We start from the raw sequence: 14317 nt of genomic DNA, 5'->3' as shown, positions 1-14317 counted from the left end.
GGTCAGATGATCCGCTTTTCAACGGCTTGCGCCCAGCGCCGCGCCACCGTGGGCGACGTCGCGCAAGTGGCCGACTCCGTGACCACGCGCACCGCGCGTTCCAGCAACTGGATGTCGGCTTCGTGCTGGCGGGCCACGTGCGGGTCTTCAAAGAAGATGACGCGCTGGCATTGGTGCTCGAGCACCAGTTCCGCGATCTGCGCGTCGCCGCCCAGCGGCCCGCTCAGGTAGCGATGCACCCAGGGGGTGTCCTTGGGCCAGCCGCGCGACCAGGCCAGCTCGTTCAGGCGGCCGCCGGTGGTGCCCGTGGCCACGCGCCGCGCAAAGCGCGACAGGACGTCGAAGTGCTCGCTGGCGAAGGCGACCATTTCATCCTTGAGCGCATCGTGGGCGATCATCGCCAGCGTCTGCCCCGTGAAGTTGAAGTGGCGCGACACCGAGGCGTCCGGCGCCAGGCCGGCATGGATGCGTTCGACTTCCATCCATTCGATGGCGCCGGCCAGCGTCGAAATGAACGGGCGGCCGTGCGTGATGCACTGGCGCTTGAGCGCCAGCGCCTCCGGGAAAATCGACGAAGGATCGACGGGATCGATCAGGTAGATCGCGCCGTCGAACGGCGCCTGCCCGTCGCGCCCTTCGGTCACGCGCGCCACCAGCTTCATCAGGCCGCCCTCGCGGCCATAGGGATAGCGGATCAGCCCGCCATAGCCCTGCAGCATGCCCTCGCGCACGATCGCGTCATGGGTGCGGCCCACCGTGTGCAGCTGCACGCCCAGTTCACGTATCGTGGACGAGCACGCGCGCAGCCAAGTGAACAAGGCGGCATCGGGGGTTTCATGGTGCAGTCGATTGGCGGCCAGGCCAAAACGCAATTGGGCAGCGGGCATCGGTAGACTCGGGCTGGTAAGGACAACGTACGAATCCCCGATGATACCGTGGCCATCGCGACCGCGGCATGTCAGCCCTGGACTCCGCGCGCGCCCACGTCACGCCAGCCGCGTTGCGGCCCGCGCAAAAAAAACGCTCCACCAGGGAGCGTCTTCAGGCTTGGCGTTCAGTCCGCCTCGTCGATCCAGGCCATCTGGATGGCCTCCAGGATCTTCTCGCCGCAATGGGCGGGATCATCGCTGAATTCCGGCAGCGCCATGACCCATTCGCGCAGCTGCGTGAACCGCAGCGTCTTGGGGTCCACGTCCGGGTGCGCGTCCACCAGCGCGGCGGCGATATCGTAGGTGTCGGTCCACTTCATCAATGGCCCTCTTTCGCGTGGTTGATCGTGTACTTGGGGATTTCGACCGTCAGGTCGGCATCGGTCACCAGGGCCTGGCACGACAGGCGCGACGTCGGGGTCAGGCCCCAGGCCTTGTCCAGCAGGTCTTCTTCATCGTCCGTCGCGTCTTCCAGGGACGAATACCCTTGCTTCACCACCACGTGACAGGTCGTGCAGGCGCAAGAAAGCTCGCAGGCGTGCTCGATGTCGATATGGTTGTCCAGCAGCACCCGGCAGATCGACACGCCCTTGGGCGCGTCTTCGATCACCGCGCCTTCCGGGCAATAGTCGGGATGAGGCAATACAGTCAGTTTCGGCATAGCTTTTTATCAGGCGATTTCGTCAAGTTTGCGGCCGGCCAGCGCGGCGCGGATGCTGCGGTCCATCCGGCGCGCGGCAAATTCGTCCGTCGCGGCGGACAAGGCCTGCACGGCCTCGGTCACCGTGTCCACATCCTGGGCTTCCTGCGCCGCGATCGCGGCCTGGAGGCACTCGTCCACCCGCTTGCGCTCGTCGGCGTCCAGCAGGTCCCCGTCGACGGCCAGCGCCGCCTGCACGGACTCCACCAGCTGGCGCGCATCCACCTGCTGTTCGCGCAGCATGCGGGCCTTGGCGTCGGTATCGGCCTGGGCCACGCTGTCGGCCAGCATCCGCGAGATTTCATCGTCCGACAGGCCGTAGGACGGCTTGACGGACACCATGGCTTCGACGCCCTGGCTCTGTTCACGCGCGGTCACGCTGAGCAGACCGTCCGCGTCCACCTGGAAGGTCACCCGGATGCGGGCCGCGCCCGCCACCATGGGCGGAATGCCGCGCAGTTCGAAGCGCGCCAGCGAACGGGAATCCGCCACCAGGTCGCGCTCGCCCTGCACCACGTGGATGCTCATGGCCGTCTGGCCGTCCTTGAAGGTCGTGAATTCCTGGGCGCGCGCCACGGGGATGGTGCTGTTGCGCGGAATGATGCGCTCGACCAGCCCGCCCATGGTTTCCAGGCCCAGCGACAACGGAATCACATCCAGCAGCAGCCAGTCTTCACCGGGCGCGCGGTTGCCTGCAAGCAGATTGGCCTGCAGGGCCGCACCCAGCGCCACGACCTGGTCAGGATCCAGGTCGGTCAGGGGCTCGGTGCCGAAAGCCCGGGCCACGGCGGCGCGCACGACGGGCATGCGCGTCGCGCCACCCACCATGACGACGCCGCGCACGTCCGCCGCCTTGAGCGACGCATCGCGCAACGCGCGGCGGGCGCAATCCAGCGTGCGCTCGATCAGCGGCTGGGCCAGTGCTTCGAACTTGTCGCGCGTCAGGACCAGATCGACCTCGCGGCCGCCCGACAGCGTCAGCTTGAGAGCAGCCGTGTCGGCGTCGGACAGGGCCTCGCGGGCGGCGCGCGCCGCCATCAGCAGGGCTCGGCGATCCGCGTGCGACAAGTCGCCCGCGCTCAGCGTGGCCACGGCGTGATCCGCGATCAAGGCGTCGAAATCGTCGCCACCCAGCGCGGTGTCGCCGCCGGTGGAAATCACTTCGAAGACGCCCTGCGTCAGGCGCAGGATGGAAATGTCGAACGTGCCGCCGCCCAGGTCGTACACGGCGTACACGCCTTCGGCGGCGTTATCCAGCCCGTAGGCAATCGCCGCCGCGGTCGGCTCGTTCAGCAGGCGCAGCACGTTCAGCCCGGCCAGCCGCGCCGCGTCGCGCGTCGCCTGGCGCTGGGCATCGTCGAAATAGGCCGGCACGGTGATGACTGCGCCCACCAGGTCGTCGCCCAGCACGTCTTCGGCGCGCTGGCGCAGCACCGCCAGGATCTGCGCCGAAACTTCGACCGGGCTCAGGTCGCCCTGGGCCGTGCGGATGCGCACCATGCCGGGCGCGTCCACGAATTCATACGGCGCGCGCGAGGCGCGGGCCTCTTCCAGCGAACGACCCATGAAGCGCTTGACCGACACCACCGTGTTCAGGGGGTCTTCGGCCTGCTGGGCCAGCGGCTCGCGGCCGGTGGTGACCTTTCCGTCAGGGAAATAGCGCACCGCCGACGGCAGCAAGGCGTGGCCCTGGGCGTCGGGCAGCACTTCGGCAACGCTGCTGCGCACCGCCGCGACGAGCGAATTGGTGGTGCCCAGGTCTATCCCGACCGCCAGCTTGCGCTGGTGCGGCGCGGGCGACTCGCCGGGCTCGGATATCTGCAATAAGGCCATGATTCTATTTTTCTGGTCAGTAGGCCGCGCTGTGCCGGCGTCCGCATCGCGGGCGCCGCAGCGCGCCTTTGGCTATCCAGCGGGCTGCACGTGCGCCAGCTCTTGCGCCAGCTTTTCCACGAACATCCATTCCCGCACCTTGAGCCCGGCCGTCGCGTAGTCTTGCTCTTCGTCCAGCAAACGGGTCAGCGTGGCGCGCATTTCGGTGCGCGCGTCGTCCAGTTCGGATTGCAGTGCCTGCAAGGCGCCGTCGTCCTCGCGCGCATCGTCCAGCATTTCGCGCCAGGTCATCTGCTGCATCAGGAAAGCCGTGTCCATGGACGTGTTGCTTTCGGTCTGCAGGTCCACGCCCGCCTGTTCGCACAGGTAGCGCGCGCGCAGCAGCGGATCCCTCAACTGGCGATAAGCCTCGTTGGCGCGGGCCGCCCACTGCATGGCCACGCGGCGTTCCGCGGGGCTGGCCGTGGCGTAGCGGTCGGGATGCACCTGTGCGGCGACGGTGCGCCAGGCGCTTTCGAGCGCCTTGGCGTCCAGGTCGAAGCGCGCCGGCAAGCCGAACAGGCTGAAGTGATCGTCACCAGCCAAGAGTTACACCGTGAACGACTCGCCGCAGCCGCAGGTCGCCTTTTCGTTGGGGTTGCGGAACTTGAAACCTTCGTTCAGGCCCTCGCGGGCGTAGTCGAGCTCCGTGCCGTCGAGGTAGGACAGGCTCTTGGGGTCGATGAAGACCTTCACGCCGAAGCTCTCGAACACGACGTCTTCCGACTCAACCTCGTCGACGTACTCCAGCTTGTAGGCCATGCCGGAGCAGCCCGTCGTCCTAACGCCGAGCCGCAAGCCGATACCCTTTCCGCGCTTCTGCAAGTAGCGGCCGATATGGGTGGCAGCCTGTTGGGTCAGGGTAACGGACATGATCAGCCCGCCACAGCTTCGGCCGGGACCGAGTGCTTTTCTTTGTAGTTCTGCACCGCGGCCTTGATTGCGTCTTCAGCCAGGATGGAACAGTGAACCTTCACGGGCGGCAGCGCCAGTTCTTCGGCGATCTGCGTGTTGCGGATGTTCATCGCCTGATCCAGCGTCTTGCCCTTGACCCATTCGGTCACCAGGGAGCTGGACGCAATGGCCGAGCCACAGCCATAGGTCTTGAAGCGCGCGTCTTCGATCACGCCGGCCTCATTGACCTTGATCTGCAGCTTCATGACGTCGCCACAGGCCGGCGCGCCGACCATGCCGGTGCCCACCGACTCGTCCGACTTGTCGAACGAACCGACGTTGCGCGGGTTTTCGTAGTGATCCAGGACTTTGGTGCTGTAAGACATGTTAATTCTCCACGTATTTCAAGGCGCGGGCGTTTAGTGCGCAGCCCACTGCACGGTGTTCAAGTCGATGCCTTCCTTGGCCATTTCCCAAAGCGGCGACATATCGCGCAGCTTGCCAACCCGGCTCTTGATCAGTTCAACCGCAAAATCCACTTCCTGCTCGGTCGTGAAACGGCCCAGCGTGAAACGGATCGAACTGTGCGCCAGTTCATCGTTGCGGCCCAGGGCGCGCAGCACATAGGACGGCTCCAGGCTGGCCGAGGTGCAGGCCGAACCGCTGGAAACGGCCAGTTCCTTGATCGCCATGATCAGGGACTCGCCTTCGACGTAGTTGAAGCTGACGTTCAGGTTGTGCGGCACGCGCTGGTCCATGTCGCCGTTCAGGTAGACCTCTTCGATCTCCGACAGGCCGTTCCAGAGGCGGTCGCGCAGCATGCGGATGCGTTCGTTCTCGGTGCCCATTTCCTCGCGGGCCAGGCGGAAAGCCTCGCCCATGCCGACGATCTGGTGCGTGGCCAGGGTGCCCGAGCGGAAACCGCGCTCATGGCCGCCGCCGTGCATCTGCGCTTCGATGCGGATGCGCGGCTTGCGGCGCACGTACAGCGCGCCGATGCCCTTGGGGCCGTAAGTCTTGTGCGCCGAGAACGACATCAGGTCGACCTTGAGCTTTTGCAGGTCGATTTCCACCTTGCCGGTCGCCTGCGCGGCGTCCACGTGGAAGATGATGCCCTTCTCGCGGCAGATTTCGCCCAGCGTTTCCACGTCCTGGATCACGCCGATTTCGTTGTTCACCATCATCACGGACACCAGCACGGTGTCCGGACGCAGCGCAGCCTTGAAGACATCCAGGTCGATCAGGCCGTTGTCCTTGACGTTCAGGTACGTGACCTCGAAGCCCTGGCGCTCCAGTTCGCGACAGGTGTCCAGCACGGCCTTGTGCTCGGTCTTGACGGTAATGATGTGCTTGCCGCGCTCGGCGTAGAAATTCGCGGCGCCCTTGATGGCCAGGTTGTCGGACTCGGTTGCGCCGGAGGTCCAGACGATTTCACGCGGGTCGGCGTTGACCAGCTTGGCGACTTCCTCGCGGGCGCGCTCCACGGCTTCTTCGGATTCCCAGCCGAACGCATGGCTGCGCGAAGCGGGGTTGCCGAAGTTTTCGTACAGCCAGGGCACCATCTTGTCCACGACGCGGGGGTCGACGGGCGTCGTGGCCGAATAATCCAGATAGATCGGGCGGGTGGTCATTTCTACAACTCCTACTTCTTATACGGTGGCATTGGCCGCGACGGTGGTGGTCGGGGCGTTGGCGGCGTTGGCGCCTCCCACCCGGTTCACTCGCACCGCGCAAGCCTGCGCTTGATTGCTGGCTTCCTGCAATTGGCGTACACGCTGCTGATCAACCAGATCTTGCAGGGACACCGAATCCAGGTAATCCACCATCTTGCGATTCAACGTGGCCCAGAGCTCGTGCGTCATGCATTTGCCCGGCTTGCCATCGTTGCCGCTCGTACAGTCCCGCTTGCCGCCACAACTGGTGGCGTCCAGGGGCTCGTCGACGGCAAAGATGATGTCGGCGACCGTCACGTTGCGCGCCAGGCGGGCAAGAGAATAGCCGCCACCCGGACCGCGCACGCTGTCCACGAGTTCGTGGCGGCGCAGTTTTCCGAATAGCTGTTCCAGATAGGACAGCGAGATGTTCTGACGCTGGCTGATGGCCGCAAGAGTGACCGGACCGCTATGCTGCCGCATAGCCAGATCGATCATGGCAGTCACGGCGAAACGCCCTTTGGTAGTTAGCCGCATGGTGGGTTCCCTGTGATTCGGCAATGGCCGCCGGCGAATCCAGCGGGCCAATACCCGAGTAATTGGCTCAAGTATAGCCTATTCCCGACTAATTTGGTATGGCTCCTGGCTAGAAAAAACCGCGCATTTGCGCGGTTTTTCACTGCCATGTGCCTTGGGAACCACGCCGTGCGCGGCTCCTAGCCGTGCAATCAAGCAGCCTGGTACTGGGTGGCGCGCTTACGGACCAATTCGAGAACACCCTGACAGGCGTCTTCAAGGTAGTCCAGGACCTTGCCAAAGCCGTCTGCGCCGCCGTAATAAGGATCGGGCACGGTGGCCTCTTCGAACTCATTGGCAAAGCGCATCAGCAGCATCAGCTTGTGCTGATAAGCCTTGGGGCATTGCTGCTGCATGGCGGACAGGTTGTCCCAATCCATGGCAAGAATCAGGTCGAAATCGCGGAAATCTTCCGCGGTGACCTGACGCGCCTCACAGTGGGTGATCTCGTAGCCGCGCTTACGTGCAGCAGCCTGCGCCCGGGCATCAGGCGCCTCGCCGATATGAAACGCGTGCGTGCCCGCGGAGTCGATGCGCACGACATCGCCCAAACCCGCGTCATTCACCAAATGGCGAAACACGCCCTCTGCGCTCGGCGAGCGACAGATATTGCCCATGCAAACGAAAAGTACCTTGGTCATCATGAGAGCAAGTGTGCGGGAAAACCCGAGATAAGGCAAGCTTTTTTTGCGGCTGCGCAATTGATCAAAAGCAAATCTGTCCCTGTTCTTTTGTCAACTAAATCATGACCTTGGAACACACTTTTCAAGTAGATGATGAAAGCTTCCCGACAGCAATTTCCGTGATTGCGACAACATGATTGCAACGCAGCACATTTAGGCGCAATTCAGCAGACAGTCAGCGAAAAGACACATTCAGATACTTTCCTGCGCCTACACCGCGCCATCCAGCAGCACCCTTTGCTTCAGGGCATTCAAGGAATCCCGGGCAGCCGCAGCCTGCTCGAACTCGAGATTCCTCGCGTGGTCCATCATCAGCTTTTCCAGGCGCTTGATTTCGCGGGCCAGCGCCTTCTCGTCCTTCAGCAGTTCGGCAGGCACCGCGGCTTCCAGCGCATCGTGCTGGGCCGGTGCGACGATGCCGTCGATCAGTTCGCGCACCGCCTTCTGGACGCCACGCGCCGTAATGCCGTGATCGGCGTTGAACTGGATCTGCTTGGCGCGGCGGCGGCTGGTTTCTTCCATGGCGCGCTGCATCGAATCCGTAATGCGATCCGCGTAAAGAATGGCGTGGCCGTTCAGGTTGCGCGCCGCGCGCCCGATCGTCTGGATAAGGCTGCGCTCGGAACGCAGGAACCCTTCCTTGTCGGCGTCGAGGATGGCCACCAGCGACACTTCGGGTATGTCCAGCCCTTCGCGCAGCAGGTTGATCCCGACCAGCACATCAAACGTGCCCAACCGCAAGTCGCGCAGGATCTCGACGCGTTCGACCGTATCGATATCAGAGTGCAGATAGCGCACCTTCACGCCGTGCTCGCTCAGGAAGTCGGTCAGATCTTCGGCCATGCGCTTGGTCAGAGTGGTGACCAGCACGCGATCGCCCTGCGAGACGCGGGCCTTGATCTGGCCCAGCAGGTCGTCCACCTGCGTGCGGGCAGGCAGCACCTCGACAACCGGGTCGACCAGGCCGGTTGGACGCACCACCTGCTCCACCACGTTGTCGGTGTGTTCCTTTTCATAGGCGGCCGGCGTGGCGGATACGAATACGCACTGGCGCATCCGCGCCTCGAACTCTTCGAGCTTGAGCGGGCGGTTGTCCAGCGCCGACGGCAGGCGAAAGCCATACTGGACCAGGGTTTCCTTGCGCGATCGGTCGCCGCGATACATGGCGCTCAGTTGGCCGATGGTGACGTGGCTTTCGTCGATGAACATCAGCGCGTCGGACGGCAGGTAATCGATCAGGGTGGGCGGCGGATCGCCCGGCGCCGCGCCGGACAAGTGGCGGGAGTAGTTTTCGATGCCTTTGCAGAACCCCAGCTCCTGCAACATTTCCAGATCGAAACGAGTGCGCTGCTCCAGGCGCTGGGCCTCGACGAGGTGGCCGTCGTCGACGAACCGTTTGACGCGTTCGCGCAGCTCTTCCTTGATGGTTTCGATGGCGCGCAGCACGGTGTCGCGCGGCGTCACATAGTGGGAGCCCGGGTACACCGTGAAGCGCGGCAGCTTCTGGCGGATGCGTCCCGTCAGCGGATCGAAGAGTTCCAGGCTTTCGATTTCGTCGTCGAACAGCGTCACGCGCAATGCGAGTTCCGCGCTTTCCGCCGGGAAGATGTCGATGGTTTCACCGCGCACGCGGAATACCCCACGCGTGAACTCCGCGTCGTTGCGGGTGTACTGCATGGCGACCAGGCGCGCGAGGATCTCGCGCCGGGCTATCTGGTCGCCGGCCCGCAGGATCAGCACCATCGCGTGATAATCGCCGGGATTACCGATACCGTAGATGCACGACACCGTGCCCACGATGATCGTGTCGCGGCGCTCCAGCAGGCTTTTCGTGGCCGACAGCCGCATCTGCTCGATGTGTTCATTGATGGACGAATCCTTCTCGATGAACAGGTCGCGCGTCGGCACATAGGCTTCCGGCTGGTAGTAGTCGTAGTAGGAGACGAAATACTCCACCGCGTTCTTCGGGAAGAACTCGCGCATTTCGGCGTAGAGCTGCGCGGCCAGCGTCTTGTTGGGCGCCAGCACCAGCGCCGGGCGCCCCAGGCGCGCGATGACGTTGGCCATGGTGTAGGTCTTGCCCGACCCGGTCACCCCCAAGAGCGTCTGGAACATCAGGCCGTCTTCGACACCCTGCGTCAGCCCCTCGATGGCCGTGGGCTGGTCCCCCGCGGGCGGATAGGGCTGGTAAAGATGAAACGGGCTGTCTGGAAAATCGACGAATCCCGGACCTGCGGCGGGTACCCCCGCGCTCGGGTCTATTGCGCTCTTAGGCATGCTAGACTGTTCCAGGGTAAACCCCCCATTATCCACAGCACCTCGTACTGCGTCCACCCACCTCATCAGAGTCCCATGAGCACCCTTTTCGATTCCGTCGAGCTCGCGCCGCGCGACCCCATTCTTGGCCTGAACGAACAATACAACGCGGACACCCGCCCCGGTAAAGTGAACCTGGGCGTGGGCGTGTATTACGATGATCAGGGACGGATCCCCCTGCTGGGCGCCGTACGCAAGGCTGAAGCCGCCCGCATCGAAGCCGCGGCTGCCCGCGGCTACCTGCCGATCGAAGGCATCGCCGGCTACAACAGCGGCGCGCAAGCCCTGCTGCTGGGCAAGGATTCCGCACTGGCCGCAGCCGGCCGCGTGCTCACCACCCAGGCGCTGGGCGGCACCGGCGCATTGAAGATCGGCGCCGATTTCCTGCACCAGCTGCTGCCGGGCTCCAAGGTCCTGATCAGCAACCCCAGCTGGGAAAACCACCGCGCCCTGTTCGAGCGCGCCGGTTTCGAAGTCGGCACCTACGCCTACTACGACGCCACCACTCGCGGCCTGAACTTCGAAGCCATGCTGGCCGACCTGAAGGCCGCGCCCGCCAAGACCATCGTGGTGCTGCACGCGTGCTGCCACAACCCCACGGGCGCCGATCCCACCGCTGACCAGTGGAAGCAGATCGCCGCCGTCGTCAAGGAAAACAACCTGGTCCCGTTCCTGGACATCGCCTACCAAGGGTTCGGCGACGGCCTGACGGAAGACGCCTCGGTCGTGCGCATGTTCGCCGACCTGGACATGACCATGTTCATCAGCTCCTCGTTCTCGAAGTCGTTCTCGCTGTACGGCGAGCGCGTCGGCGCGCTGACGGTCGTTGCCGGCAGCAAGGAAGAAGCCACCCGCGTGCTCAGCCAGCTGAAGCGCGTCATCCGCACCAACTACTCCAACCCGCCCACGCACGGCGGCACGGTGGTCTCGACGGTGCTGAACACGCCCGAGCTCTTCGCCCTCTGGGAAGAAGAACTCGCCGGCATGCGCGAACGCATCCGCCTGATGCGCAAGCAACTGGTCGACAAGATCAAGGAACACGGCGGCAAGCAGGATTTCAGCTTCGTGCTGAATCAGCGCGGCATGTTCTCGTACTCGGGCCTCTCCGCCGCGCAAGTGGATCGCCTGCGTGAAGAACACGGCGTCTACGCCGTGTCCAGCGGCCGCATCTGCGTGGCTGCCCTGAACAGCGGCAATATCGACAAGGTGGCAGCCGCCATCGCCGCGGTGCTGTAAAACCCGCCGCATGCTGGCCGGCACTTCCCGGCCCTCGCAAAAAACGGGACCTTCGGGTCCCGTTCTTATTTGCGGCCCACCAGCTTGCTTTTTTAGGCTGCGTCCCCCAGAATGGCGCTGTATATATGTACAGTCCGCTAGCACCGGATCATCGCCATGGCCAGCAAACTCACGGATCGCCAACAACAAATCCTGGATCTCATCAGGCAAACCGTCACGCGCACCGGTTTTCCGCCGACGCGCGCCGAAATTGCCCAGGCGCTGGGATTCCGCTCTCCCAACGCCGCGGAAGACCACCTGAAAGCGCTGGCCCGCAAGGGGGCTATCGAACTCACCGCCGGCGCTTCGCGCGGCATCCGCCTGAAGGACGCCTCGGCCGCTCCCGCGCAAGCCTCGCTGCCCATTCCCGCGCTCGCGCAGCTGCTGCTGCCGCTGGTGGGCCGCGTCGCTGCAGGCAGCCCCATACTGGCCGCCGAACACGTCGAACGCGAAGTCGGCGTGGACCCCAGCCTTTTCGCCCAAGCGCCCGACTACCTGCTCAAGGTGCGCGGCATGAGCATGCGCGACGCCGGCATCCTTGAAGGCGACCTGCTGGCCGTCAAGAAGGCCTCGGAGGCCCGCAACGGCCAGATCGTCGTGGCCCGCCTGGGCGACGACGTCACCGTCAAGCGCCTGCAGCGCCAGAACGGCCATATCGAACTTTTGCCCGAAAACCCCGACTTCCAGCCCATCGTGGTCGAAGCCGACCAGGACTTCGCCCTGGAAGGCATTGCGGTCGGCCTGATCCGCACCCAGCCGCTGCACTGACTCCCGCGCTGCCAGCCACAAAAAGAAAACCCCGCTGACGCGGGGTTTTCTTTGTTGGAGGCCCTGTTTCCAGGGCCGCCTTGCGCTCAAGGCGCCATCAGTGCTTCAGGACGGGGTCGGTGGAACCCGGTTCTGCCGGTTTGGCCACCAGGGGCTCCTTGACCGCCTCTTCCTCTGCCAGGGGCTCGGGCAGACGCTCCAGGGCAAGTTCAAGCACCTTGTCGATCCAGCGCACCGGCACGATCTCGAGATGGTTCTTGACGTTGTCCGGGATCTCCGCCAAATCCTTGACGTTTTCTTCCGGGATCAAGACCGTCTTGATGCCGCCACGATGGGCCGCCAGCAGCTTTTCCTTCAGGCCGCCGATGGGCAACACTTCGCCGCGCAGCGTGATCTCGCCGGTCATGGCGACATCGGCGCGCACCGGGATGCGCGACAAGGCCGACACCATGGCGGTGGTGATCGCGATACCCGCGGACGGGCCGTCCTTGGGCGTGGCGCCTTCCGGCACGTGGACGTGCATGTCGTGCTTTTCGAACACGCTGTCGGCAAAGCCCAGCCGGCGAGCCCGCGAGCGCACAACCGTACGCGCCGCCTCGACCGACTCCTTCATCACGTCGCCGAGCGAACCCGTGCGCTGGATGACGCCCTTGCCGGGCATGTCCGCGACTTCGATCGTCAGCAGATCGCCGCCGACTTCCGTCCACGCCAGACCCGTCACCTGGCCGATCTGGTTTTCCTTTTCGGCCATGCCGAACGCGTAGCGCCGCACGCCCAGGAAGTCGCTGAGGTTGTCGCCCGTGACATTGACCGGCTTGACCTCGACGGTCTTGCCTTCGGCCTTGGCGCGGTCGTTCTGGGTCAGCAACTGCTTGATGACCTTGCGGCAGATCTTGCCCACTTCGCGTTCGAGCGCACGCACGCCGGCTTCGCGGGTGTAGTAGCGCACGATGTCGCGCAGCGCGCTGTCATCCACGGTCAGCTCGCTATCCTTCACGCCGTTGTTCTTCATCAGCTTGGGCAGCAAATGGTCGCGGGCAATATGGATCTTTTCTTCCTCGGTGTAACCCGACAGGCGGATCACTTCCATGCGGTCGAGCAGCGCCGGCGGAATGTTCAGCGTGTTGCTGGTCGCCACGAACATGACGTCGGACAGGTCGAAGTCGACTTCGATGTAGTGGTCCTGGAACGTGTGGTTCTGTTCCGGATCCAGCACTTCGAGGAGGGCCGACGAGGGGTCGCCGCGGAAATCCATGCCCAGCTTGTCGATTTCATCAAGCAGGAACAGCGGGTTGCGCACGCCGACCTTCGACATGTTCTGGACGATCTTGCCCGGCATGGAGCCGATGTACGTACGGCGATGGCCGCGGATCTCGGCTTCGTCGCGCACGCCGCCCAACGCCATGCGGACGAACTTGCGGTTCGTCGCCTTGGCGATCGACTGCCCCAGCGACGTCTTGCCGACGCCCGGAGGGCCGACCAGGCACAGGATCGGCGCCTTCACCTTGTCCACGCGTTGTTGCACGGCAAGATATTCGAGGATCCGTTCCTTGACCTTTTCAAGGCCATAGTGGTCGTTGTCCAGCACCGTCTCGGCGTTGCTGATCGAGTTGTTGATCTTGCTCTTCTTTCTCCAGGGGAGATTGATGAGCGTATCGATGTAGTTGCGCACCACGGTGGCTTCGGCCGACATGGGCGACATGAGCTTGAGCTTCTTGAGCTCGGCATCGGCCTTCTTGCGCGCCTCTTTGGGCATGTGAGCGGCGATGATCTTCTTTTCGAGCTCTTCGATGTCTGCGCCCTCTTCGCCTTCGCCCAGCTCCTTCTGAATGGCCTTGACCTGCTCATTCAGGTAGTAGTCGCGCTGGCTCTTTTCCATCTGCTTCTTCACGCGGCCGCGAATCCGCTTCTCGACCTGGAGGATGTCGATTTCGGTTTCGAGCTGGGTGAGCAAGCCTTCGAGGCGTTCGGACGTGCCGACGATCTCGAGCATCTTCTGCTTTTGCTCGAGCTTCAGGGGAAGATGCGCGGCGATCGTATCGGCCAGGCGACCGGCATCATCGATGCCAGCCAGCGAGGTCAGGATCTCCGGGGGGATCTTCTTGTTGAGCTTTACGTATTGCTCGAATTGAGCAACGATCGCGCGGCGCAGGGCTTCGGTTTCGGAGCCCTGGATGGCGTCCGGTTCGATGGGCGACACCTGGCAGGTGAAGTGCGAATCGGCATCCTCGATGGTGTTGATGCGGGCGCGCTGGGTGCCCTCGACCAGCACCTTGACGGTGCCGTCGGGCAACTTGAGCATCTGCAGGATGCCAGCGACGCAGCCGATTTCGTAGACGTCTTCGGGCGTGGGGTCATCCTTGCCGGCGGACTTTTGAGCCACCAGCATGATGCTTTTGCCCGCTTCCATCGCAACCTCGAGCGCGCGGATGGAGCGCGGACGGCCGACGAACAGCGGGATGACCATGTGCGGGAACACGACGACGTCGCGCAGCGGCAGCAGGGGAAGGTCGATCGGGTCGGAAGGCAGGGTCTGGCTGGCAGACATATGGGGTTCCTCTGTATGACTCGGCGTATCGGGGACGGGGTGCCAGGGAATACCCGAGCAAACTCGTCAATTACGTCTGTTATGGGAACAATAGCCGAAAATTC

14 protein-coding genes are annotated in these 14317 nt (G+C 63.8%); 2 read left to right on the top strand and 12 right to left on the bottom strand.

The window, feature by feature from the left end; all coding sequences use genetic code 11:
• Positions 1 to 2: 2 nt before the first annotated feature.
• The 11 genes from ABE485_RS09270 to uvrB all read right to left on the bottom strand — a co-directional run bounded on the left by ABE485_RS09270 (position 3) and on the right by uvrB (position 9583).
• Positions 3 to 887: a methylglyoxal synthase gene (locus ABE485_RS09270; RefSeq protein WP_346514992.1), complete on the bottom strand. Its 885-nt coding sequence runs from the start codon at positions 885 to 887 to the stop codon at positions 3 to 5.
• Between the two features lie 167 nt (positions 888 to 1054).
• Complete coding sequence (gene iscX, locus ABE485_RS09265) at positions 1055 to 1249, bottom strand: Fe-S cluster assembly protein IscX (RefSeq protein ID WP_006225292.1); 195 nt, start codon at positions 1247 to 1249, stop codon at positions 1055 to 1057.
• Entirely contained in the window at positions 1249 to 1590 is a 342-nt protein-coding gene (fdx, locus tag ABE485_RS09260; RefSeq protein WP_013394592.1) for an ISC system 2Fe-2S type ferredoxin, read from the bottom strand. The genes iscX and fdx overlap by 1 nt, the downstream gene beginning before the upstream one ends.
• A 9-nt stretch (positions 1591 to 1599) precedes the next feature.
• Complete coding sequence (gene hscA / locus ABE485_RS09255) at positions 1600 to 3462, bottom strand: Fe-S protein assembly chaperone HscA (RefSeq protein ID WP_346514991.1); 1863 nt, start codon at positions 3460 to 3462, stop codon at positions 1600 to 1602.
• Positions 3463 to 3534: 72 nt separating this feature from the next.
• Entirely contained in the window at positions 3535 to 4047 is a 513-nt protein-coding gene (gene hscB, locus ABE485_RS09250; protein ID WP_346514990.1) for a Fe-S protein assembly co-chaperone HscB, read from the bottom strand.
• Between the two features lie 3 nt (positions 4048 to 4050).
• Positions 4051 to 4374 carry an iron-sulfur cluster assembly protein IscA gene (gene iscA, locus ABE485_RS09245; RefSeq protein WP_346514989.1) on the bottom strand — a complete coding sequence of 108 codons (324 nt, stop codon included), beginning with the start codon at positions 4372 to 4374 and terminating at the stop codon, positions 4051 to 4053.
• A gap of 2 nt (positions 4375 to 4376) precedes the next feature.
• A complete protein-coding gene (gene iscU, locus ABE485_RS09240) occupies positions 4377 to 4781 on the bottom strand; it encodes a Fe-S cluster assembly scaffold IscU (protein WP_006225297.1) in 405 nt (134 codons plus the stop codon).
• A 33-nt stretch (positions 4782 to 4814) separates the two neighbouring features.
• Entirely contained in the window at positions 4815 to 6026 is a 1212-nt protein-coding gene (locus tag ABE485_RS09235) for an IscS subfamily cysteine desulfurase (protein ID WP_346514988.1), read from the bottom strand.
• Between the two features lie 18 nt (positions 6027 to 6044).
• Positions 6045 to 6584 (bottom strand): Fe-S cluster assembly transcriptional regulator IscR, encoded by a 540-nt coding sequence (gene iscR, locus ABE485_RS09230; RefSeq protein ID WP_043517520.1) that lies wholly within the window; start codon positions 6582 to 6584, stop codon positions 6045 to 6047.
• Between the two features lie 191 nt (positions 6585 to 6775).
• Positions 6776 to 7267: a low molecular weight protein-tyrosine-phosphatase gene (locus ABE485_RS09225; RefSeq protein WP_006386176.1), complete on the bottom strand. Its 492-nt coding sequence runs from the start codon at positions 7265 to 7267 to the stop codon at positions 6776 to 6778.
• A gap of 249 nt (positions 7268 to 7516) precedes the next feature.
• Positions 7517 to 9583, bottom strand: a complete 2067-nt coding sequence (gene uvrB, locus ABE485_RS09220; protein ID WP_346514987.1) for an excinuclease ABC subunit UvrB — start codon at positions 9581 to 9583, stop codon at positions 7517 to 7519.
• Between the two features lie 75 nt (positions 9584 to 9658).
• Between uvrB and ABE485_RS09215 the strand changes: the two genes are divergently transcribed.
• Entirely contained in the window at positions 9659 to 10858 is a 1200-nt protein-coding gene (locus tag ABE485_RS09215) for an amino acid aminotransferase (protein ID WP_346514986.1), read from the top strand.
• A 156-nt stretch (positions 10859 to 11014) separates the two neighbouring features.
• On the top strand, positions 11015 to 11665 hold the full coding sequence (lexA, locus tag ABE485_RS09210) for a transcriptional repressor LexA (RefSeq protein ID WP_346514985.1): 651 nt from the start codon (positions 11015 to 11017) through the stop codon (positions 11663 to 11665).
• Between the two features lie 97 nt (positions 11666 to 11762).
• Here lexA and lon read toward each other — a convergent pair whose 3' ends face one another.
• Complete coding sequence (gene lon / locus ABE485_RS09205; RefSeq protein WP_346514984.1) at positions 11763 to 14213, bottom strand: endopeptidase La; 2451 nt, start codon at positions 14211 to 14213, stop codon at positions 11763 to 11765.
• Positions 14214 to 14317 lie beyond the last annotated feature (104 nt).

It is taken from the genome of Achromobacter spanius, assembly GCF_039673305.1.
Lineage (GTDB): Bacteria > Pseudomonadota > Gammaproteobacteria > Burkholderiales > Burkholderiaceae_B > Achromobacter > Achromobacter spanius_F.
Note: the sequence above shows the minus strand (reverse complement) of the source record. Positions and strands in the feature narration are given on the sequence as shown.

Bases quoted from the DNA above. Each gene is read 5' to 3' on its own strand.
- ABE485_RS09235 (WP_346514988.1), bottom strand. From the start codon at position 6,026: ATGACCACCCGCCCGATCTATCTGGATTATTCGGCCACGACGCCCGTC.
- ABE485_RS09270 (WP_346514992.1), bottom strand. From the start codon at position 887: ATGCCCGCTGCCCAATTGCGTTTTGGCCTGGCCGCCAATCGACTGCAC.
- iscR (WP_043517520.1), bottom strand. From the start codon at position 6,584: ATGCGGCTAACTACCAAAGGGCGTTTCGCCGTGACTGCCATGATCGAT.
- lon (WP_346514984.1), bottom strand. From the start codon at position 14,213: ATGTCTGCCAGCCAGACCCTGCCTTCCGACCCGATCGACCTTCCCCTG.
- lexA (WP_346514985.1), top strand. From the start codon at position 11,015: ATGGCCAGCAAACTCACGGATCGCCAACAACAAATCCTGGATCTCATC.
- fdx (WP_013394592.1), bottom strand. From the start codon at position 1,590: ATGCCGAAACTGACTGTATTGCCTCATCCCGACTATTGCCCGGAAGGC.
- uvrB (WP_346514987.1), bottom strand. From the start codon at position 9,583: ATGCCTAAGAGCGCAATAGACCCGAGCGCGGGGGTACCCGCCGCAGGT.
- ABE485_RS09225 (WP_006386176.1), bottom strand. From the start codon at position 7,267: ATGATGACCAAGGTACTTTTCGTTTGCATGGGCAATATCTGTCGCTCG.
- iscX (WP_006225292.1), bottom strand. From the start codon at position 1,249: ATGAAGTGGACCGACACCTACGATATCGCCGCCGCGCTGGTGGACGCG.
- hscA (WP_346514991.1), bottom strand. From the start codon at position 3,462: ATGGCCTTATTGCAGATATCCGAGCCCGGCGAGTCGCCCGCGCCGCAC.
- ABE485_RS09215 (WP_346514986.1), top strand. From the start codon at position 9,659: ATGAGCACCCTTTTCGATTCCGTCGAGCTCGCGCCGCGCGACCCCATT.
- iscU (WP_006225297.1), bottom strand. From the start codon at position 4,781: ATGTCTTACAGCACCAAAGTCCTGGATCACTACGAAAACCCGCGCAAC.
- iscA (WP_346514989.1), bottom strand. From the start codon at position 4,374: ATGTCCGTTACCCTGACCCAACAGGCTGCCACCCATATCGGCCGCTAC.